Annotated in this window: 20 protein-coding genes and 1 tRNA gene; 14 read left to right on the top strand and 7 right to left on the bottom strand. The window is 66.0% G+C overall.

Going from position 1 to position 21,210, the window contains the following annotated elements:
- Positions 1-11: 11 nt before the first annotated feature.
- A complete protein-coding gene (fliP, locus tag DQG17_RS11430) occupies positions 12-740 on the top strand; it encodes a flagellar type III secretion system pore protein FliP (RefSeq protein WP_116132962.1) in 729 nt (242 codons plus the stop codon).
- On the opposite strand, the gene DQG17_RS11435 is transcribed toward fliP, so the two are convergent.
- Positions 731-1,633, bottom strand: a complete 903-nt coding sequence (locus DQG17_RS11435; RefSeq protein WP_116132963.1) for an SMP-30/gluconolactonase/LRE family protein — start codon at positions 1,631-1,633, stop codon at positions 731-733. The two genes, fliP and DQG17_RS11435, sit on opposite strands and share 10 nt — an antisense overlap.
- Before the next feature lie 250 nt (positions 1,634-1,883).
- Between DQG17_RS11435 and DQG17_RS11440 the strand changes: the two genes are divergently transcribed.
- The 3 genes from DQG17_RS11440 (at position 1,884) to DQG17_RS11450 (ending at position 6,004) form a co-directional block, all read left to right on the top strand.
- Positions 1,884-1,957: transfer RNA gene (locus tag DQG17_RS11440), tRNA-Gly, on the top strand.
- 255 nt (positions 1,958-2,212) lie between these two features.
- On the top strand, positions 2,213-4,006 hold the full coding sequence (locus DQG17_RS11445) for an ABC transporter transmembrane domain-containing protein (protein ID WP_116132964.1): 1,794 nt from the start codon (positions 2,213-2,215) through the stop codon (positions 4,004-4,006).
- Positions 4,007-4,117: 111 nt separating this feature from the next.
- Positions 4,118-6,004, top strand: a complete 1,887-nt coding sequence (locus DQG17_RS11450; RefSeq protein WP_116132965.1) for an acyl-CoA synthetase — start codon at positions 4,118-4,120, stop codon at positions 6,002-6,004.
- An 18-nt stretch (positions 6,005-6,022) separates the two neighbouring features.
- Here DQG17_RS11450 and DQG17_RS11455 read toward each other — a convergent pair whose 3' ends face one another.
- Together DQG17_RS11455 and DQG17_RS11460 are read right to left on the bottom strand one after the other, a co-directional pair.
- Positions 6,023-6,688, bottom strand: a complete 666-nt coding sequence (locus tag DQG17_RS11455) for an SOS response-associated peptidase (protein WP_116132966.1) — start codon at positions 6,686-6,688, stop codon at positions 6,023-6,025.
- 109 nt (positions 6,689-6,797) lie between these two features.
- Positions 6,798-8,378, bottom strand: coding sequence for a bifunctional UDP-sugar hydrolase/5'-nucleotidase (locus DQG17_RS11460; protein WP_116132967.1), 1,581 nt, complete (start codon positions 8,376-8,378; stop codon positions 6,798-6,800).
- Between the two features lie 149 nt (positions 8,379-8,527).
- On the opposite strand from DQG17_RS11460, the gene DQG17_RS11465 reads away from it, so the two are divergent.
- The 3 genes from DQG17_RS11465 to DQG17_RS11475 all read left to right on the top strand — a co-directional run bounded on the left by DQG17_RS11465 (position 8,528) and on the right by DQG17_RS11475 (position 10,702).
- On the top strand, positions 8,528-8,866 hold the full coding sequence (locus DQG17_RS11465) for a DUF952 domain-containing protein (protein WP_116132968.1): 339 nt from the start codon (positions 8,528-8,530) through the stop codon (positions 8,864-8,866).
- Positions 8,863-9,909: a quinone-dependent dihydroorotate dehydrogenase gene (locus DQG17_RS11470; RefSeq protein ID WP_116132969.1), complete on the top strand. Its 1,047-nt coding sequence runs from the start codon at positions 8,863-8,865 to the stop codon at positions 9,907-9,909. The genes DQG17_RS11465 and DQG17_RS11470 overlap by 4 nt, the downstream gene beginning before the upstream one ends.
- A gap of 187 nt (positions 9,910-10,096) precedes the next feature.
- On the top strand, positions 10,097-10,702 hold the full coding sequence (locus DQG17_RS11475; protein ID WP_116132970.1) for a hypothetical protein: 606 nt from the start codon (positions 10,097-10,099) through the stop codon (positions 10,700-10,702).
- 46 nt (positions 10,703-10,748) lie between these two features.
- On the opposite strand, the gene DQG17_RS11480 is transcribed toward DQG17_RS11475, so the two are convergent.
- From DQG17_RS11480 to DQG17_RS11495, 4 genes are all read right to left on the bottom strand, one after another.
- A complete protein-coding gene (locus DQG17_RS11480) occupies positions 10,749-11,825 on the bottom strand; it encodes a PLP-dependent cysteine synthase family protein (RefSeq protein ID WP_116132971.1) in 1,077 nt (358 codons plus the stop codon).
- 117 nt (positions 11,826-11,942) lie between these two features.
- The gene (locus tag DQG17_RS11485) at positions 11,943-13,268 is read right to left on the bottom strand and encodes an MATE family efflux transporter (RefSeq protein WP_116132972.1); all 1,326 of its coding nucleotides are present in this window, start codon (positions 13,266-13,268) and stop codon (positions 11,943-11,945) included.
- Entirely contained in the window at positions 13,261-13,767 is a 507-nt protein-coding gene (locus DQG17_RS11490) for a PaaI family thioesterase (protein ID WP_116132973.1), read from the bottom strand. Before DQG17_RS11490 ends, DQG17_RS11485 begins: the two co-directional genes overlap by 8 nt.
- Positions 13,764-14,189, bottom strand: coding sequence for a PaaI family thioesterase (locus DQG17_RS11495; protein ID WP_116132974.1), 426 nt, complete (start codon positions 14,187-14,189; stop codon positions 13,764-13,766). Before DQG17_RS11495 ends, DQG17_RS11490 begins: the two co-directional genes overlap by 4 nt.
- Before the next feature lie 184 nt (positions 14,190-14,373).
- Here DQG17_RS11495 and DQG17_RS11500 point away from each other — a divergent pair, with 184 nt between their 5' ends.
- The 7 genes from DQG17_RS11500 to DQG17_RS11535 all read left to right on the top strand — a co-directional run bounded on the left by DQG17_RS11500 (position 14,374) and on the right by DQG17_RS11535 (position 21,156).
- Entirely contained in the window at positions 14,374-14,742 is a 369-nt protein-coding gene (locus DQG17_RS11500; protein ID WP_116132975.1) for a MerR family DNA-binding transcriptional regulator, read from the top strand.
- Positions 14,743-15,219: 477 nt separating this feature from the next.
- On the top strand, positions 15,220-15,618 hold the full coding sequence (locus DQG17_RS11510) for a MerR family DNA-binding transcriptional regulator (protein WP_116132977.1): 399 nt from the start codon (positions 15,220-15,222) through the stop codon (positions 15,616-15,618).
- Positions 15,619-15,644: 26 nt separating this feature from the next.
- Positions 15,645-17,423, top strand: coding sequence for an acyl-CoA dehydrogenase C-terminal domain-containing protein (locus DQG17_RS11515; protein WP_116132978.1), 1,779 nt, complete (start codon positions 15,645-15,647; stop codon positions 17,421-17,423).
- A gap of 374 nt (positions 17,424-17,797) precedes the next feature.
- Positions 17,798-18,430 (top strand): glutathione S-transferase family protein, encoded by a 633-nt coding sequence (locus tag DQG17_RS11520; protein WP_116132979.1) that lies wholly within the window; start codon positions 17,798-17,800, stop codon positions 18,428-18,430.
- A gap of 12 nt (positions 18,431-18,442) precedes the next feature.
- Positions 18,443-19,654, top strand: coding sequence for an acetyl-CoA C-acetyltransferase (locus DQG17_RS11525; protein ID WP_116132980.1), 1,212 nt, complete (start codon positions 18,443-18,445; stop codon positions 19,652-19,654).
- A 66-nt stretch (positions 19,655-19,720) separates the two neighbouring features.
- Positions 19,721-20,656, top strand: coding sequence for a cupin domain-containing protein (locus tag DQG17_RS22140; RefSeq protein ID WP_116132981.1), 936 nt, complete (start codon positions 19,721-19,723; stop codon positions 20,654-20,656).
- A gap of 32 nt (positions 20,657-20,688) precedes the next feature.
- The gene (locus tag DQG17_RS11535; RefSeq protein ID WP_116132982.1) at positions 20,689-21,156 is read left to right on the top strand and encodes a hypothetical protein; all 468 of its coding nucleotides are present in this window, start codon (positions 20,689-20,691) and stop codon (positions 21,154-21,156) included.
- Positions 21,157-21,210: the final 54 nt, after the last annotated feature.

Genomic DNA, 21,210 nt, shown 5'->3' on the forward strand with positions numbered 1-21,210 from the left:
GCGGGACATGGATGAGGTGGTGTCTGGCTGCGGCGCTGGCGGCCCTTGCCGCCGGGCCGGCGGCGGCTCAGGGCATCACCCTGTCGATGGGCGATGGCGGCGGCAGCCTGGCCGGACTCAGCATCCAGCTCTTCCTGCTGGTGACCGTGATCAGCCTGGCGCCGGGACTGTTGATCATGGCGACCTGCTTTCCCTTCATCGTCACGGTGCTGTCGATCCTGCGCCAGGCGATCGGCCTGCAGCAATCCCCGCCCAACATGCTCATCGTCTCGATCGGGCTGGTGCTGACCTATTACGTCATGGATCCGGTCTTTACCGAGGCCTGGACGACCGGCGTCGATCCCCTGTTGCAGGAGCAGATCGACACGGCTACCGCCATCGCCAATATCGAGGCGCCATTCCGGGGCTTCATGCAGGCCCGGGTCGATCCCGAGACACTGGCCCGGATGGCCGCGCTGCGGGGGGACGCGGCGCAGGTGGCGGTCGATCCTGCGGTGCCGCCGCTGTCGGTGCTGATCCCCTCGTTTCTGCTGAGCGAGATCGCGAATGCCTTCCAGATCGGCTTCCTGATCTTCCTGCCGTTCATGATCATCGATCTTGTGGTCGCGGCGGTGCTGATGTCGATGGGGATGATGATGGTGCCGCCGGCCTTGGTGTCATTGCCGTTCAAGCTGGCGTTCTTCGCCGTGGCCAATGGCTGGACGCTGGTCTCGGAAGCCCTGGTGCGCGGCTATTTCTGATCGCAGGACCCATCGCCCGGTTCCAGCTCCCGCCCCACATCGACGGTCGGTTCCACGCGGCCGGGGCCGGCGCCGGCCAACCGCAGCGTCCGGCCAAGCGGGGGTGGAAGCCCTCGGCTCGCGGATACCGCGGCATTTGTCATGGTCGTGACGTAGAGGTCGGACAGGTCCCGCCCACCGAAGGCGGGGCAGGTCGGATAGGGCGTCCCGGTCGCGAACCGCGCGATTTCTTGGCCATCGGGGCCAAAGCGGACAACCCGGCCGCCGCCCCATTGGGCGCTCCAGAGACAGCCGTCTGCATCGGTCACCGCGCCGTCGGGGACAACCCGATCCTCTTTCACCACCACGAATTCCTCGGCCCGCCCCGTGGGCCAGCCATCGGGATCGAGCCCCAGAACATAGATCGTCGAACGCCGCGAATCGGCATAGTAGGCGCGGCGCCTGTCGGGTGCGAAGCAGATCCCGTTCGGGATCGTCAGACCGGTGACGAGGCGGCGCAGCTCGCCCCGATACCAGCGATAGATCGACCCGGCCCCCGCCTCGGTCGCTTTGCCCATGGTGCTGATCCAGAACCCTCCCCAGGGGTCGGCGCGGCCATCATTGCTGCGGTTGCCCGAAATGCCGGCCTCGACCGGACAAAGCGCCCGACAGCTGCCGTCAGAAAGATCGAAGACCGACAGCCCGGTCTCGCCTGCCAGCAAAAGGCGGGCCGCGTCGATCCGGCCGAGCGCCGATATCATTTCCGGCACCTGCCATTCGAACGTCTCCTCGCCCGAGCGGCCGAGCAGACGCCGGGCGGGAATATCGACCCAGACCAGCGCCTCGCGTTCTGGCAGCCAGATCGGCCCTTCCCCGAGCGTGCAGAGCCGGTCGTCGAAGATCTCCATTTTCATCGCGGCCCCTTTCGTCCGAATGCCATGCCCCTGCCGCCCCGGTGTCGAGGTTGCCCCATTCCGCCCGACCTGCGACATGCGACACCGACGCGGGCCCACCCCTTGGACGCCCCCCGAGAGGACCTGCGCCCGGGGCAGGCAGCAAGGGGCCGTTGATTCGCCCGCCCTGCGGCCCCGCTGGCAGATAGGGGCATCGCCGGACATCCCGCTTGACGCTCGGGGGGCGGTGAAATATTCACCGGGCGTTCGGGCGGGTATGGTGAAATGGTATCACACGAGCCTTCCAAGCTCTTGGCGCGGGTTCGATTCCCGCTACCCGCTCCAGAATACCTTGTCCCGCGATCGTTTCCCCCGACCCTGCCGACAGCCTGAGATCTCATGCAAACCGAATGTTCCCGGAGCCTTGCGGTTTGCCGCAGGCGCGGGTGCGGCGCAAGCGATCAGACGCACGATGGTCCGATGCCATAAGGATCGGTTCCTCGGCGCGCTGCCTTGCCAACTCCGCGGGATGCACGGCCGATTGAGTTGCCGATCCGCCGCTTGCCCGCTATTGCACGGACAGCAGAAGGAATTTCAGCCATGGCGAACTCTGGCAAGGACGCGCAGTCCGAGCGCGAGAAATCTCGCAACGTGGGCGCCCTGCGCGCTCTTTCCCCCTTCTTCGCGCCCTACCGCGGCTATGTTCTCCTGGCCGGTCTGACGTTGACCCTTACGGCCGGCGTCTCGCTGCTGCTGCCGATCGCGGCGCGGCGGGTGGTGGACGGCTTCGAAAACGGCTCGGTCGCGTTGCTCGACAGTTATTTTCTGGCCGCAATCGGCATTGCCGCGATCTTCGCCCTCGGCACGGCGATGCGATACTACGTCGTCACACGGCTTGGCGAACGGGTCGTGGCCGATATCCGCAAGGCGGTGTTCGACCGCATGATCGGCATGAGCCCGGCCTTTTTCGAACAACTCATGACCGGCGAGGTGATCAGCCGGATCACCACCGATACGACGCTGATCCTGTCCGTGATCGGGTCTTCCGTATCGTGGTTCCTGCGCAACCTGCTGTTGTTCTTCGGCGGCCTCGCGATGATGTTCTTCACCTCGGGCAAGCTGACGCTGATGGTGCTGGCCATCGTGCCGGTGGTGATCGTGCCGATCCTGGCGCTCGGCCGGCGGCTGCGGGTGCTGAGCCGCAAGAACCAGGACTGGATCGCGCAATCGGCAGGCCGTGCCTCCGAAGCGCTGCAGGCGGCGCAGACGGTGCAGGCCTATTCGCACGAGGCGGCGACGCGCGCCGGTTTTGCCGACGTGACCGAGGAAAGCTACAACACCGCCAAGACCCGGATCGGGGTTCGCGCAGCGCTGACCATGATCATCATCTTCGTGGTGTTCTCGGGCATTCTCGGTGTGCTCTGGATCGGTGCCCGCGATGTGCGCGCCGACACGATGACCGCCGGCCAACTGGTGCAGTTCCTGATCTATGCCGGGATCATGGCGGCCTCCGTGGCCGCGCTGTCGGAAATCTGGGGCGAATTGCAGCGTGCCGCGGGTGCCACGGAACGTCTGGTGGAATTGCTGCATGCAAAGGACGAGGTCGACGATCCGGTCACACCGCGGGCCCTGCCGAAGCCCGCGCGCGGCGAGATCGCCTTTGACGACGTCGTCTTCCACTATCCTTCGCGCCCCGAGACCGCAGCGCTGCATGGCGTCAGCTTTACCGTCCGTCCGGGCGAACAGGTGGCGCTGGTCGGCCCGTCCGGTGCCGGCAAGACGACCGTGCTGCAACTGCTGCTGCGGTTCTATGACCCGAAGGCCGGCGCGATCCGGCTCGACGGCGTGGCACTGCCCGAGATGGCGCGGAGCGAGTTCCGCAAGGCGCTGGCGCTGGTGCCGCAGGATCCGGTGATCTTTGCCGACACCGCGCGCGAGAACATCCGCTTTGGCCGGCCGGAGGCGACAGATGCCGAGGTCGAGGCCGCCGCCCGCGCGGCCGCAGCGCATGACTTCATCGCGTCCCTTCCCGAAGGCTATGACAGCTATGTCGGCGAGCGCGGGGTGATGCTGTCTGGCGGTCAGAAGCAGCGCATCGCCATCGCCCGCGCGATCCTGCGCGACGCGCCCGTTCTGCTGCTGGACGAGGCGACATCGGCGCTCGACGCCGAGAGCGAACGCGCCGTGCAGGACGCGGTCGCAGCGCTCAGCGAGGGCCGCACCACGCTGATCGTGGCGCACCGGCTTGCCACCGTGAAACAGGCCGACCGGATCCTTGTCTTCGACGGGGGCCGGATCGTCGCCGAGGGCACACACGAGGCGCTGGTCGCCCAGGGTGGGCTCTATGCCCGCCTGGCGCGGCTGCAGTTCACCGAAGGCCTGGCCGCGGAATGACGCCGGGTCCCTTTCCCGTTGCGCGGCGTTCGGCTTGCGCCCCATAGTGAGGGCACGAGACGACCGCGCGAAACGGTGGAATTGCCGCGCGACCGGGGAGGATACGGGGAAATGGGGTTTGCGACCGTCGCGGATATCCGTGCGATCGAAGCGGAAATGCCGTGGGAGGAACGCGATGTTCCGACCACCATCCATCGGTTTCTGGGGGCCGCAAAGGCGGCACATGGATCCCGGCCGGCGGTGTCGTTCCAGATGTTCTCGGGGCCAAACGACCCGGCCGAGACCCTCGACTGGGACGAGCTTCACCGCCGGGTGATCCAGGCGGCCAACCTGTTCCGCTCGCTCGGCATCGGGGAGGGCGACGCTGTCGCGCTCCTTCTGCCCAACTGCACCGAAATGGTGGTCACGCTGCTGGGCGGGATGGTTGCCGGGATTGCAAACCCGATCAATCCGCTGCTCGAACCCGACCAGATCTCGGCCATCCTGCGCGAGACCAATGCCAAGGTTCTGGTCACGCTCAGGAGCTTTCCCAAAAGCGATGTCGCCCAGAAGGCCGCGCTGGCGGTCGAACACGCCCCGAACGTGAAGCATGTGATCGAGGTCGATCTGCTGCGCTATATGACCGGGCTGAAGCGCCTGATCGTGCCGCTGATCCGGCCGAAGCCGAAGGTCCGGCACACTGCGCCGATCCGCGACTTTTCGACCGAAATCGCGCGCCACAGCGGCGACGCGCTGGCGTTCGAGGACAGCCGCGCCGACCGGGTCGCGGCCTATTTCCACACCGGCGGCACCACCGGCATGCCCAAGGTCGCCCAGCATCTCTATTCGGGGATGATCTATAACGGCTGGCTTGGCAGCCGGCTGTTGTTCACCGACCGCGACGTGGTGCTGTGCCCGCTGCCGCTGTTCCACGTCTTCGCCGTCCATCCGGTGCTGATGTCGATGATTGCCTCTGGCGGGCACGCGGTGTTTCCCACCCCCGCAGGCTATCGTGGCGAGGGGGTCTTCGACAACTTCTGGAAGCTGATCGAACGCTGGCACGCGACCTTCATGATCGGCGTGCCAACCGCCTTTGCCGCCCTGATGCAGCGCCCGGTCAATGGGGACGTGTCGTCGCTGGCCAAGGCGTTCTCGGGCTCGGCGCCGCTGCCTCTGGAGCTCTACAAGCGGTTCGAAGAGGCGACGGGGGTCGAGATCATCGAAGGCTATGGCCTGACCGAGGCGACCTGTCTGGTGTCTGTGAACCCGGTTGACGGCGCCAAGAAGGTCGGTTCGGTCGGCCTGCCGTTTCCGCACACCGACGTGAAGATCCTGCGCCACACCCCCGAGGGACCGGTCGAATGCGCGACTGACGAGGTTGGCGAGATCTGTGTCGACAGTCCCGGCGTCTTTGCCGGTTCGACCTATACCGAGCCGGACAAGAACCACCAGTTGTTCCACCACGACGTCTATCTGCGCACCGGCGATCTGGGCCGGATCGACCCGGACGGGTATCTTTGGATCACTGGCCGGGCCAAGGACCTGATCATTCGCGGCGGCCATAATATCGACCCGGCCGTCATCGAGGAGGCGCTGGCCGGCCATCCCGCGGTCGCCTTTGCCGGCGCCATCGGCCAGCCCGACAGTTTTGCGGGCGAACTGCCCTGCGCCTATGTCGAACTGGTAGAGGGGGCCTCGGTCACCGAGAAGGAGCTGCTCGACTATGTCCGCCCGCGCATCACCGAACGCGCGGCCATTCCGAAATACCTCGAGATCCTGCCCGAGTTGCCAAAGACCGCTGTCGGAAAGGTGTTCAAGCCCGACCTGCGCAAGCGCGCGATCTCCCGCGTCTACGGTCAGGTGTTGAAGGACGCGAAGGTCGACGCCGAAGTGGCCGAGGTCGTCGAGGATCCGAAACGCGGGCTGGTTGCCCGGATCCGGCGCAAGGGCGAGGTCGACGACGCCGCTGTGGTGAAACTGCTCGGCTGCTTCGCCCAGCCCTGGGAATGGGCTGGCTGACCGCGGGACCTCCGCGCCTCATGTGTCGTAGGGGTCGATCAGCTCCGGGCTGTCGGCGCGGTTGGAGTTGACCTTCGGGTCGACCCGGTGCCAGGCGAGGCTGCCTGCGGGCGCGGCCCGCATCAGCAGGGCAGCCCCCTTGCCGGCCTCGCCCAGCCACATCGGCCAGTCCTCGGGGGGCAGGATCACCGGCATCCGGCTGTGCAGCGCCTCGATCCCGCCCGCGGCCGCACAGGTGACGATGGCGACGGTACTCAGGCGCTGGTCGCCAGCCTCCCAGTCCTGCCAGATCCCCGCCATCACCATCGGCGCGTCGTCCGCAGGGTGGATGTACCAGGGCAGGCGCGCCGCCTCTGGCCCCTTTGTCCATTCATAAAAGCCGCTGGCGGGCACCAGGCAGCGCCGCGCCCGTACCGCGGCCCGGAACGCCGGCTTTTCGGCGATGGTCTCGGCGCGGGCGTTGATCAGCAGCGGTCCGTCGCCCGGCGCCTTGTACCATGGCGGCAGAAACCCCCAGCGCATGGCACGCAGCCGTCGTCCCTCGCCTTCGGCCACGACGACGGCGACATCGTTGGTGGGGCAGATGTTGAAGCGCGGCGCCTCGGGCAGGTCGTTCGAGGGCACGGCCGAGAATAGCCGCGCCATCGCCTCTGCCGGCATCAGGTTCACGAAACGTCCGCACATTTGGAAAGACTATGGCAAGTGGTGCTCGGGCCGCAACGGCCGGTCCGAAAACGCAACTGCCCGGCCAATTGGCCGGGCAGCAGACATGGGGCAGAGCGGCCCCGGTGCGTTACTGCGCCTTGGTGATCCGGCCGTCGGTATAGGGGCTATAGCTGCCCTGCTCGGCCAGATATTCGACGACGACATCCGCAAGGTCGGGGCCGAAGTCATAGACGTTCGAGGCATCGCGGAACATCGAATACCCGTCGCCGCCGCGCCGCACGAAGTTGTTCGAAACCACGCCATAGACCTTGGCGGGGTCGAGCGGCTGCATCGTGCCATCGACATCGACCATGACGTCCGAGATCCGCGCCCCGGTCGCGGCCGCCGGATCGAAGACAAAGCTCATGCCGGCCACTTGCGGGAACCGGCCGTCCTTGTCTGAATCGTCGAACTGGGCCATGCCGTTCTCCAGCGCTTCCTTCAGCGTGGCGCCATCGACGAAGAAGGTCGACAGCGTGTTCTGGAACGGCAGGACCGTATAGATCTCGCCCATGGTGACGGGACCTGCGTCGATCGAGGCGCGCACGCCGCCGCCGTTCTGGATTGCGATCTGGATGCCCTGGTCCTTGACCCGTGCCAGCATTGCGTCGGCCACCAGATTGCCCATCTGGCATTCGCCGCCGCGGCAGGCATCACGCGCCCCGTCGATCGGCTCGGCCGCCTCGCCGACGACCTTGTTGCGGATCTCCTCCAGCGGTTCGGCCATCTCCTTGATGCGCGAGACATAGCCTGCGTCCTCGGGCACGGCCGCATCCATGATCAGCGGCTCGCCGGTCGCTTCGATCACCTTGCCGTCGTCGTCGAAGACGACCTTCAGTTCGCCCAGGAACTTGCCATAGGCATAGGCCGAGACGATGGCGGTATCGCCCACCATGGTCGGATAGGGGCCCTCGGCCTTGTCCGAAACGTTCGAGAGATAGGTGTTGGTGTGTCCGCCCACGATCACGTCGACGCCGGTGGTCTTTTCGGCGACGGCCTTGTCGACGTCATAGCCCGAGTGAGACAGCACGATGATCTTGTTCACACCCATCCCGGTCAGCTTGTCGACTTCGGCCTGAACGGCATCCGACGGGACGGTGAAGATCACGTTCGGCCCGGAACTCGACAGTTCGCCGGTGTTCACCGGGGTCAGCCCGATCAGGCCCAGTTTTTCGCCGTTCCGTTCGATCACGGTCGATTTCTGGATGTGGTCGCGCAGCTCGGGTTCGCCGGTCAGATCGGCATTCGACATCAGGACCGGGAAATCCACCGATTCGATGAACCCCTTCAGCACTTCGGGGCCGTCGTCGAATTCGTGGTTGCCGACCGTCATCGCGTCATAGCCGAGACGGTTCATGAACTCGGCCGCCATCTTGCCCTTGTAGAAGGTATAGAACAGCGTGCCCTGGAACTGGTCGCCGCCATCGACCAACACCGCGTTCTCGTCGCGGGCGCGGGCCTCGGCGATGGCGGTTGCCAGCCGCGCCGATCCACCGAAGCATTTGCCGTCGGTATTGTCCTCGGCCGGGCAGCTTGAATCGTATTTCGAGATCGGTTCGAACCGCGCATGGAAATCGTTGGTGTGCAGAATGGTCAGTGTATAGTCCGCCGCGGCACTTCCGGCCATCAAGGCCAGCGCGGCGGCAGAGGTTAGGAAACGGACGAACATCGAGAATCTCCCCTGTTGGATGGGGCCGAGCGTGACGCAGCCGGCTCCGTCGGTCAAACGCCCGCGTGCCCACGGGAGGCCGTGGTCTGGTGTCAGGCTCATGGCAGAGGCGTCTTGACCCCTCGACAGGCACAAGGCACACCCGGGCCATGCTGATTTACAAGATCTTTCGTGGCCCCGAATGGCAGGCCCTGCAGGCCGAAGGGCAGAGCGCCGGTGCGCCGGTCGATCTGGCCGACGGGTTCATTCACCTTTCAACGGCCGCACAGGCGCCCGAGACGGCAGCAAGGCATTTTGCCGGGGCGGAGGGGCTTGTCCTGGCGGCGCTCGATGCCGACCAACTGGGGGATGCCCTGACATGGGAGCCGTCGCGTGGCGGCGCGCTGTTTCCGCACCTCTATCGGCAGATGCGGCGCGAGGATGTGCTGTGGCATGTCGCTCTGCCGCTAGGGCCGGACGGGCACGTCTTTCCACAGGCGATGGCATGAGCTGGCGTGAGGATCTGGGGATGGCCGCGTTTCGGCGGATCGATCCCGAGGTTGCCCATGGGCTGGCGCTCCGCGCGCTCGGCCTCGGGCTGGTGTGCTTGCCTGGTCAGATAACGTCGCCCCGGCTGGCGACCCGACTTGCGGGGCTGTCGCTGCCGAACCCCTTGGGGCTGGCTGCCGGGATGGACAAGAACGCCGTGGCGCTCGGCCCGCTGTCGCGCGCAGGATTCGGCTTTCTCGAAGTCGGCGCCACGACGCCGAGGCCGCAGCAGGGCGGCGCGAAACCGCGGCTGTTCCGCTTGCCCGAGGACCGTGCCGTCATCAACCGCTTCGGGTTCAACAACGAGGGCATGGAGGCGATGGCCGCGCGCCTCCGCGACCGGCCGCGGGACGCGGTGATCGGGCTGAACCTTGGCGCCAACAAGGACAGCCCGGACCGGGCGGCAGATTTCTCGACCGTGCTGGCCCGTTGCGGTCCCGATCTGGATTTCGCGACCGTCAACGTCTCGTCTCCCAATACCGAGAACCTGAGGGATCTGCAGGGCAAGGCGGCGCTGGAGGCGTTGCTGCAGGGCGTGCTGGCGACCCGGGACGGTCTTGAACGGCCGATCCCGGTGTTTCTGAAGATCGCGCCAGATTTGAGCGAGGCCGAGATTGCCGATATCGCCGCCGTGGCGGCCGGGGTCGGGATCGACGGCATTGTCGCCACGAATACCACGCTGTCGCGCGATGGCCTGACCGGCCGGCACCGCGACCAGAAAGGCGGTCTTTCGGGGGCGCCGCTGTTCGAGAAATCGACGCAGGTGCTGGAACGGCTGTGGGCCGAGACCGGAGGCGCGATCCCGTTGATCGGGGTCGGCGGGGTCGGATCGGGGGGCGAGGCCTATGCCAAGATCCGGGCCGGGGCCTCGGCCGTGCAGCTTTATTCGGCGCTGGTCTATGGCGGGATGGGGCTGGTCAGCACGATCCTGCAAGAGCTTGAGCAACTGCTCGAGCGGGACGGATTCGCAACTGTTGCCGAGGCGGTCGGCGTCGGACGTTGAAATCTCCGGCTTGACCAAAGTCTAACTGGCCAATTATAAAAGAAACTCCCGTTAAACGGGAATCGTGCAGGCGACCGCCAGTCGCTCCCCTGCTGCGCAGGGGATCTGCTTTGACCGCGGCCGGCGCCGCAATGATGGTGCCAGGGTTGGCCATGCCCTCATGCGGCGCCGGCCCGGAGAAATGCCCATGACGCCAGAGATCGTCGATTGTTTCACGACCGTCCGCGGTTTCGTGCCAGGGGGGAGTGAGACCTGGGCCAGCGTGGCGGCCTATGCGGGCGTGGGGTTGGTTTGCCTGCGCGCCACACGCGCCAACGCACCGGATCGCGGGTTCTGGACGATGCTGGGCGTTAGCCTGCTGATCCTTGCATCGCTCAAGGCGTTCGACATTCCGATGGCCATCACCGGGATCGGGCGCTGCATGGCAAAGTCCGAAGGCTGGTATGACGCCCGGCGGCCGGTCCAGGCAGTGATGGCTGTGGCGGTCGGCACGGCCATCGTGATCGCCGGACTTGCCGGGACGCAACTTCTTCATCGCGCGATGTCGCGGGTCTGGCTGGCCTTGATCGGTGCGCTGATGGTGGCGGGCTATATCGGGATCAGCATGGTGGACCTGCACCAGATCGATGCCCTGTTTCGCAACGACATTGGTCCGCTGCCGGCAAGATGGATTGCCGAATATTCCGGCCTTGTGCTGATCGTCCTGAACGCCGTGGTCCGTCGCCTGCGATCTGCCCAGCGGCAACGCAAACGCGCGCGCGAACGGCACTTGCGCGAACGCCAGTCGGTTTGAACCGGGACGGCCCCGGTGGTCCGGCGCGGCGCGCCGGACCTGTCGGTTATTCCGCCGCCATCTGGGCCGTCGGCGTCGAGCGCGAGATCGCCCATTCCTCCTCGCTCATCTCAATGGCTACGCCATCGAACAGCGGCGTCGAGAGATAGCGTTCGCCGGTGTCGGGCAACATGACAAGGAAGACCGAGCCTTTGGGCGCGGATTCGGCCACCTTCATCGCCGCGGCAAAGGTCGCACCGGCCGAGATGCCGGTGAAGATGCCCTCCTCGGCCGCAAGCCGCCGCGACCAGGTCATGGCGTCGGGCCCCGCAATCGGGATCAGATCGTCGTAATAGACCTTGTCGATCGCCTCCTGCAGCACGAACGGAATGAAGTCCGGCGTCCAGCCCTGGATCGGGTGCGGTTCGAATGCCGGGTGGCTTTCGGTCGCCTGATGGGCGCTGTTACGGGTGTTGACGTAGCCCGAGGCGACGATCGCGGCATTGGCGGGTTCGCTGAGGATGATCCGGGTTTCGGGCCGTTCGCGCCGCAGCACCCGGCCAAGCCCCGAAACGGTGCCGCCGGTGCCATAGCCCGTCACCACGTAATCGAGCCGCTCGCCGGCAAAATCGGCCAGCACCTCGTTTGCGGTCGTGTGTTCGTGGATGTCGGCGTTGTCCGGGGTCTCGAACTGGCTGGCGAGGAACCAGCCATTGGCCTCGGCCAGTTCCTTGGCCTTGGAATACATCCCGAAGCCCTTCAGCGCGCGTGGCGTCAGCACCACCTTTGCGCCAAGAAATCGCATCAGCCGCCGCCGCTCGACCGAGAAGCTATCGGCCATGGTGACGACCAGCGGATAGCCCTTGGCCGCGCAGACCATGGCCAGCCCGATGCCGGTATTGCCCGAGGTCGCCTCGACCACGGTCTGGCCGGGTTTCAGCCGTCCGTCCGCCTCGGCCGCCTCGATGATGTTCAGCGCCAGCCGGTCCTTGACCGAACCGCCGGGATTGAAGGCCTCGGCCTTGACATAGAAGGTCATGTCGTCGGGGCCGATCCGGTTGATCCTTATGACCGGCGTATCGCCGATGGTGTCGAGCACGCTGTCAAATCGACGGCCGCGGCCCTGAGTTCGTCGTGTCGGCATGGTCGTCTCCCCTGTTGGTAACGCTGTTCTTCCGCCCGTTTCCCGGAGCATTGCACCTATAGGATATACCAATTGCGGGCGCGCTCAAATGCTGTCCCGGTAGCTGACCCCGGGCGTTCAGCCCGCCGCGCGTTCAAGGGCTGGATAGCGCAGCCCGAGGGTCAGTCCGCGGGCGAGATAGGAAATCAGCAGTGCCGCCCAGAGCCCGTGATTGCCGAACGGCGGGATCAGCAGCAGCACCGCGACAACATAGATTGCCGCCGAGACGATCATCATGTTGCGCATGTCGCGCGACCGGGTGGCGCCGATGAAGATTCCGTCGAGCATCCAGGGCGCCCAGCCGACGAGCGGCGCGGCAATCATCCAGGGCAGATAGTCCCGGGCCGCGGCCCGCACCTCGGGGGCGGTCGTCATCGCGTCGATGATGTGGCCGCCGGCCAGCGCGAAGGCAAGCGCCATGGCGATCACGCTGGCGGCGCCCCACTGGCTGGTCATCCAGGCGCTGCGGCGCAGCCGGTCGCGGGAATGGGCGCCCATGGCCTGGGCCACCAGCGCCTCGGCCGCAAAGGCAAAGCCGTCCATGGCATAGGCGGTGACATGCAGGAACTGCAGCAGCACCTGGTTCGCCGCCAGCGTCACGTCGCCAAAGCTGGTGCCATAGAACATCAGCGAGACGATCATCGCCTCGAGCAGCAGCGACCGGATCAGGATGTCGGTATTGACCGAGGCCATGTGGACCAGCCGCTCGCGGTCGAAGACCCTCGGCCAGTCGCGCCACGACGGCAGCGCAAAGGCGTCGCGGCAGAGCCACAGCGCCAGCGCGATGCCGCTCCATTCGGCAACGAGGGTGGCGGTGGCCACGCCCGCAACGCCCCAGCCGAGGCCCAGCACGAACAGGACGTCGAGCGCGATGTTGATCGCGTTCATGCCGACCTGGATCACCAGCACCGCGCGGGTGCGTTCCAGCGCGATCAGCCAGCCGCTGAGCCCGAAGATCGCGATGGCCGCGGGCGCAGACCAGACCCGGATGGCCATGTACTGCCGGGCCAGGGTCTCGACCTCGGCGCTGGCCGGTGCGACGGCGAAGGCCCCGGCAAAGATCAGGCGCTGCAACAGGATGATGGCGACCCCGCCGGCGGCACCGATCATCAGCGCCCGGGTCAGCAGCGCCGAAACCTCGGCCGAATTGCCCGCGCCATGGGCCTGTCCGACAAGGCCCGTGGTGCCCATGCGCAAAAAGCCGAAGATCCAGTAGACCGCGGTCAGGATGACGGCGCCAAGGCCGACCGCACCGATCGGCGCGGCCATGCCAAGCTGGCCCACCACGCCGGTATCGACAATGCCGAGGATCGGCACGGTGGCGTTGGACAGCACGATCGGCGCCGCGATCGTCAGGATCCGGCGGTGGGTGATGGGGCGATAGGACAGGGTCGCGTCAGTCACCGGACGGCATCAGGAAATGCCCCGTCGCCTGCGCGATGGGCCGGGCGCGGTTGTCCTGCCAGGCCTCGACATGCACCGAGGCATAGCGCCGGCCCGAGCGGTTGACGCGGGCACGGGCATAGGAATCGCGCGGCAGTCCCGCCCGCAGGTAATCGACGGTGATGTCGATGGTTTTGGGCAGGCGGGGCATGTTCTGGGGCGTGATGGCGATGGCGTCGATGGCGCCGCTTTCGATGTTCTCCCACAGGATCGACCAGCCCAGCCCGATGATCGCCGTCACCTCGAGGAACGAGGCCGTGGCGCCACCGTGCAGCGCCTGAAGCATCGGATTGCCGATCAGCATCGGCGAAAACGGCATGACCGCGGTCAGTTCGTCGCCCTTGCGGTCGAAGCGGATGCCGAGAAAGCCGATATAGGGAACGCCTTCGACCAGGGCGTTCAGGGCCCGGTCGCGGCGTTCCTTCACCACCTGCACGGGCTCGTGCGTGGGAGGGGTCAAGCTGCTGGCTCCTTGCGGGCAAAGGTGAAGGCGCCGTGGGCAGAGGCGACCGGCGTTTGCGTGTCGCCATCGGTTGCGGTGGCGCGCACGAAGGCGACGGTCCGGGTGGTGTGATAGCAGATCGCCTCGGCGGTGATCCGGCTGCCGGGGTGGGCGGGGCGCATGTAGTCGATCCGGAGGTCGAGCGTGGCGGTGGCGCCGGTGCCGTCTGCGCGCGACATGACCGCTGCGCCACAGCAGGTGTCCATCAGCGCGCTGACCGCGCCGCCGTGGATCACGCCGTTGCGCGGATCGCCGATAAAGCGGGCATCGTAGGGCATCGAGATCATCGCCCGGCCGTCATCGATCACATCGACGCGCATCGCAAGCGCCTCGGCGAAGGCGAGCGTTTCGATGAAGCGGTTGGCGTCGGTCTTGTCCATTGCGGATCCAGGCTGCGCGGGCGTCAGTTGCGTTATCGGTCGGGCCGGGCCGCTGCGCAAGCCCGTGGCATGGTCCGCGAACGGCATTGGCGGCCCGGCCGAAGTCGCACGAAGGATGTCGCGCATTGAAGCCGGGGCGCGCAGCGCATAGGCTTTGGTCCGTCGTCAAACCGGAGGAAGAGGCGTGTCCGAGACGAGGCTGAGCTTCAAGGAGATGTACGCGAAGTTCGACGTGACCCCACGCACGCTTCGCTACTACGAGCACATCGAACTGTTGCAACCCGAAAAGGAGGGTCGCGCGCGCTGGTATCGCCCGCGCGAGGTGGCGCGCATGACGCTGATCCTGCGCGGACGGCGATTCGGCTTCTCGCTCGAGGAGATGCGGCAGTGGCTGCTGATCTACGAGGAACAGGGTACGCGCCCGCAGCTTGAGGCCTTCCTCGAGATGGCTGACCGGCAACTCGAGAATCTGCGCCGCCAGCAGGCCGAGTTGCAGACGACGATCGAGGATCTGCACCGTTTGCGTGACGAGGCATCCGAGACGCTCGACTGACCTGGCCGGGCGCGGCGGCGGTCACGACCCAACCGGATCATTGTGCCGGATCGAAACCGGCCGGCCGTGCCGTCGTGGCGCCCCGCCGGGAGGCCTTGGTCTGGCCGAGGGTCGCAAGACTTCCGGCCCGGATCGCCGGATCTGGAGAGGTCGCGGGCGGATTCGCGGCGCGGGACTGGAACACTCCGGTTTGCGGCCCCGGATCGTTGAATATGACGATATTCTCGCACAAGTGGATTGTATGCGATTCTTGATCACCGAGTGTCGAAAAATTCCGCACATTTTTGATGCAAATCACGACGATCTTGCACCATTTCCTAAATCGATTATGCTCACTTTTATGTTTCCGTTCGGGCGCACGGCAGGCCGGCCTAGAACAGTGACGCAGCGTTTCGTTAACGTTAGCGTCAATTCCTGTGATAGACGACCCCGGGAGCGTGTTTCGGGTCAGTAACAATTTTTGTTGGAGACGAACCAGTGACCGACAAGCTTATGACGATACGGGAGATGTGCGACACTTTCGAAGTGACGCCGCGCACCCTTCGGTTTTACGAATCCAAGGAGCTGTTGTTTCCCGTCAGGAAGGGCACCAAGCGGCTGTTCACCCGTCGCGACCGCGGTCGCCTCAAGCTGATCTTGCGCGGCAAGCGTTTCGGCTTCAGTCTGGAACAGATCCGGCAGCTTCTGGATCTCTACAACGTCGGCGACCATCAGGCGACGCAATTGTCCAGGACCTACGAAATTGCCGTCGAGCGGCTGTCGGAGATGGAGCGACAGCGTGTTGAACTGGACGAGGCCATTACCGATCTGAAGGATCAACTGGCCTGGGTCGACAAGATGCTGACGACGCTGAACACGCAGCAGGCCGCCGAGTAAGGAGTGGCCCCAGGGAGGAGCCATACATGCCGATCTACACGGCGCCGGTCGACGATCTGCAATTCGTCCTGCACGCGCTTCTGAAGGTCTCGGAACAGGCTATCCCCGGCTACGAAGACCTCGACCCGGATGTCACTGCGGCGGTTCTGGGCGAGGCAGGCAAGATCGCGACCAATGTGGTGGCCCCGCTGAACGTCGTCGGCGACCGCGAGGGCTGCGTGTTGGGGAATGGCATCGTGCGCACGCCTCCGGGGTTCCGCGAAGCCTTCGACGCGCTGAAGGCGGGCGGCTGGACGGCTCTCGACTGCGATCCGGACTATGGCGGGCAGGGTATGCCCTCGCTGATGGGAACGGCCGTCGGCGAACTGTTCTCTGCCGCCAACCAGTCCTTCACCATGTATCACGGCCTGACGCATGGTGCCTACAGCGCGATCCGCGCCCACGGCACCGAGGCGCAGAAGGCGATGTGGCTGCCGAAGCTCGTGTCCTGCGACTGGACCGGGACGATGAACCTGACCGAGCCGCAATGCGGCACCGATCTGAGCCTCTTGCGCACCAAGGCGGAGCCGCAGGCGGACGGGAGCTATCGCATCAGCGGGCAGAAGATCTTCATCTCTGCGGGCGACCACGACATGGCCGAAAACATCGTCCATCTGGTGCTGGCGCGGATCCCCGGCGGGCCGGAGGGGACCAAGGGGATCTCGCTGTTCATCGTGCCGAAGCTGATGGTCGACGACCAGGGCGGGCTCGGCGCGCGCAACGGCGTCTCGGTCGGCAAGCTCGAGACCAAAATGGGCATCCATGGCAACGCCACCTGCGTCATGAACTTCGATGATGCGACGGGCTATCTGCTCGGGCAGGAGCACAAGGGGATGCGGGCCATGTTCACGATGATGAACGAAGCCCGTCTGGGGGTTGCGATGCAGGGCCTCGCGCAGGCCGAGGTCGCCTATCAGAACGCGGCTGCCTATGCCAGGGACCGGCTTCAGGGCCGGGCTGTCACTGGCGCCGAGAACCCCGAGGGTCCGGCCGACCCGCTGATCGTGCACCCGGACATCCGCCGCACCCTGATGGACCAGAAGAGCTTTGTCGAAGGTGCACGCGCGTTCCTCCTGTGGGGGGCGATGCTGATCGACCGCTCGCACCGTCTCGGCGATGCCGACGCCGAGGGGCTGATCTCGCTGCTGATCCCGGTGCTGAAGGGCTTTCTGACCGACAAGGGGTTCGAATCCTGCGTGGCCGCCCAGCAGGTCTTTGGCGGACATGGATATATCGAGGATTCGGGCATGTCGCAGTTCACCCGCGACGCCCGCATCACCCAGATCTACGAGGGTGCCAACGGGATCCAGGCGCTCGACCTCGTCGGGCGCAAGCTCGCCTCGGACGGCGGCAAGCACATGGTGGCCTTTTTCGATCTGGTGAAGCGGTTCATCAAAGAGAACGAGGCCGACGAGGGCTTGAAGGCCGGATTTCTCGATCCGCTGAAGGCCGCAAGCAAGGATCTTCAGGCAGCGTCCATGTTCTTCATGCAGAACGGCATGAAGACCCCGAATGCGGCGCTGGCCGGATCCTACGACTTCATGCATCTGTTCGGATATGTCTGCCTCGGCCTGATGTGGGCGCAGATGGCGAAGGCTGCGGAGATTGGGCTGGGCGAGGGCAGCGGCAACCGCGCCTTCCTTGAGGCCAAGATCGCGACCGGGCGGTACTTCATGGCACGGCAACTGCCGGCAACGGCACTGCATCTGGCGCGGATCGAAAGTGGCGCCGAGCCGGTCATGAGTCTGACGGCGGATGCCTTCTGAACGGTCGGATCGGGACGAGGCGGGCCGTGGATATCGGTTCAGCCAGTGCCCCGGGGCGAGAGGTCGCGCGCGCGCAGGGTGCCAGCGCGGCCTTTGGCACGCCGCCCCGGCGCCAGCGCCGGCGGCCTGATCGGGGCAGCCTTCGGCGAAGGTACTTGACCCAAGAAGAAGATCAGGGCCACCCTGCCCCTCCGGCGAGGCGCGGTCCGAGCCGTCCAGGCCGGATAGGCAGGGCTTCTCCTTGGGCGGTCATCGGCTCCTCAGCCTGTACCGCATCGCGATCCTCTGGCAGCTTGGTAAATGAAGCGTCAATCGCAGCTTCTTCTTGGAGAAAATACCTGAATGCGACGGCCCAATCCGAAGGAACGCAGGACATGAGGCTCTACTGCTTCGGCGAATCCGGCAACGCCTACAAGGTGGCACTGGCGCTGGAACTGTCAGGGACGGCGTGGCAGCCGGTCTTCGTCGATTTCTTCAACGGCGCGGCGCGTACACCAGAATACCTTCGCGACGTCAACGAGATGGGCGAAGTGCCGGTGCTCGCGGACGGCGATCTGCGTCTGTCGCAGTCGGGCGCGATCCTCGACTATCTCAGCGACGGGACCGGGCGCTTTGGCGGCGCCGATCCGCAGGAAGCGCGCGAGGTGCTGCGCTGGGTGCTTTGGGACAATCACAAGCTGAGCGGGCAGGCCGGCACCTGCCGGTTCCTGATGAATTTTCTCGCCCCCGAGAAACGGCCCGAGCCGGTGATCCGGTTCCTGCAGGGCCGGCTGGCGGCGGCCTTCAAGGTCCTCGACCGGCATCTGGAGGCGCGCGACTGGATCGTTGGCGATGGCCTCACCAATGCGGACCTGTCCTGCTGCGGCTATCTGTATTATCCCGAACCCTTCGGATTCGACCGCAAGGACTGGCCAAATATCGATGCCTGGCTGGCGCGGATCGCGGCCCTGCCGGGCTGGAAACATCCCTATGAGCTGATGCCCGGGTCGCCCGCCGATCGCATCTGAGGAGGACATGACATGACGGAAGCCTATATTTACGATGCAGTGCGCAGCCCGCGGGGCAAGGGGCGCCGCGACGGGGCGCTGCACGAGGTCACCTCGGTGCGGCTGTCGGCGCAGATGCTGAACGCGATCAAGGCGCGCAACGGGCTCGAGGGTCATGCGGTCGAGGATGTGATCTGGGGCAATGCAACCCAGGTAATGGAGCAGGGCGGGTGCCTGGCGCGTACCGCCGTTCTGGCCTCGGAGCTCGATGAACGGATCCCGGGGCTGTCGATCAACCGGTTCTGCGCCTCGGGGCTCGAGGCGGTCAATCTGGCGGCCAATCAGGTTCGCGGCGGGGCCGGCGAGGGCTATATCGCCGGCGGGGTCGAGATGATGGGGCGGGTTGCCATGGGCTCGGACGGGGCGGCGGTTGCGGTCGATCCCTCGGTCGCGATGGAGCGCTATTTCGTGCCGCAGGGGATCTCGGCCGACCTGATTGCGACCGAATACGGCTTTACCCGCGATCAGGCCGATGCGCTGGCGGTCGAAAGCCAGCGTCGCGCCAAGGCCGCCTGGGACGACGGGCGGTTTGCCAGGACCGTGGTGCCGGTGACCGATCAGAACGGGCTGATCCTGCTCGATCGCGACGAACACATGCGCCCCGAGACCGACATGCAAAGCCTTGGCGCCCTGAACGCCAGCTTTCAGCAGATGGGCGAGGTCATGCCGGGCTTCGACAAGGTCGCGATCATGAAGTATCCCCATCTGGAGCGGATCGATCACATCCACCATGCCGGCAACAGCTCGGGCATCGTCGACGGGTCGGCGGCAATTCTGGTGGGCTCGAAGAAGTTCGGCAAGAAGCACGGCCTGACGCCGCGGGCACGGATCCGGGCGACGGCCAAGATCGGCACCGATCCGACGATCATGCTGACCGGTCCGGTGCCGGTGACCGAGCGGATCCTCGAGGGGGCCGGGATGCGGATCGGCGACATCGATCTGTTCGAGGTCAACGAGGCCTTTGCCGCGGTGGTGTTGCGGTTCATGCAGGCTTTTGGCGTGGCCGAGGACCGGGTGAACGTGAATGGCGGTGCCATCGCGATGGGCCATCCGTTGGGTGCGACAGGCGCGATCATCCTTGGCACGCTGTTGGACGAGTTGGAACGCAGCGACAAGGAGGTGGGGCTTGCCACGCTTTGTGTCGCAAGCGGCATGGGCGCGGCCACGATCATCGAACGGGTATGACGGAACAGCCGCGGCGGGCTAGACTGGGGTTGCGCCTTTGCGCGCGGGACGGATCGGAGCACTATCATGCCAGTGATCGACATGGCCGCGGCCCCGTTCGAGCGTCGTGGATCCGACGCGCCGCTCGGCGCGTTCGAAAGCGTCTTTCTGGGGGATGCGGGCGGGCTGACCCAGTTCGGGGTGATCTTTGCGACGCTCGAACCCGGGGCTGCGTCCTCGGACCGGCACTGGCACGAGGTCGAGGACGAGTTCCTGTGGGTGATCGGAGGCGCGGCGGTGCTGGCCGACGAGCGCGGCGAGACCTTGTTGCGCCCGGGCGATGCGGTGGCCTGGAAGGCGGGCGTGCCGAATGGACATCATATCCTCAACCGCGGCGACGATCCGGTTCGCTTTCTGGTGGCAGGCTGGCGTTCGCCCGAGGATGTGGTGCATTATCCCGATCTTGGGCGCCGGGCGTGGCACGCGCCAGATGGCAGCCGGCAGACCGAGCCCGAGAGGCTTGAGCGCGCAGCCCCCGCAACGCTGCCCGACCCGGTGCTGGACCTTGCCGCGCTGCCGGTCAGGACCGGCTCGATCTATCCCGAACCCTATGCCGCGATGATGAAAGGGCGCAGTTCGCTGCGGCTGGGCGCGGCTGGCGGGTTGACCCGGTTCGGCGCCAATCTGGTGCGGCTCGAGCCCGGGGCGCTGAGTTCGCTGCGCCACTGGCACGCGCGCGAGGACGAGTTCGCGATGGTGACCGACGGTATCTGCACCCTGATCGATGATGCGGGCGCCCATGCGATGCGGCCGGGCGATTGCGCGGCATTCCCGGCGGGCGACGGCAACGGACATCATTTCGTCAACCGCACCGACAGTCCGGCCGCCTTTCTGGTGCTGGGCGCGCGCATGGATCCCGAGCGTGCGGTCTATTCCGATCTGGATCTCGTGCTCGATGTCAGGTCCGGGGAGGTCAGCTACACGCTGAAGGACGGCAGCCCGTATCCGGGGGCGGGCCGATGATGCGACGCAGCACAGGACCGGAGCCTTCCGAGATGGCCGCATCGCTAGAGCAGTGGCTCGAACCCACGGCCGCGGCGTTGCTGGCCGGGGATTTCGATGCGGTGGCGCAGATCTGCGCTCCCTGCCTGCCGGTCTATCTGGAATGCGATCTGATCCTGATCGAGGGACGTGACGAGATTGTCGCCGCGATGCAAAGAATGCAGGAGGAATGGGCGGAGGCAGGGCTGAGAGGCATGCGCGGCGAGGTTGCGGCGATCGGTTTGCCGGTACGCGGCCAGTTCCGGGTGATGGTGGACTGGTACTACGACCTCGGCCCGGACCAGCCTCCACGCCAGTCGAGCATAACCTATTTCTGCCGTCACCGAGATCCGACGCCCGACAACCCGGTGCCGCTGACGATCGAGATGGTCGAGTACCGCAAGGCGGCGTTCGATGTCCAACGCAGCGTCGCGGCGCAGACGCAGCGGATACCGAAGCGGTATCGTCGCCCGGCCGGTTGAGCACGGGATACGGCCGAGACCGACCCGTGGGGAACGAGACACGAATGAGGAGGC

Source organism: Tropicimonas sp. IMCC34043 (assembly GCF_003390845.1).
Lineage (GTDB): Bacteria > Pseudomonadota > Alphaproteobacteria > Rhodobacterales > Rhodobacteraceae > Tropicimonas.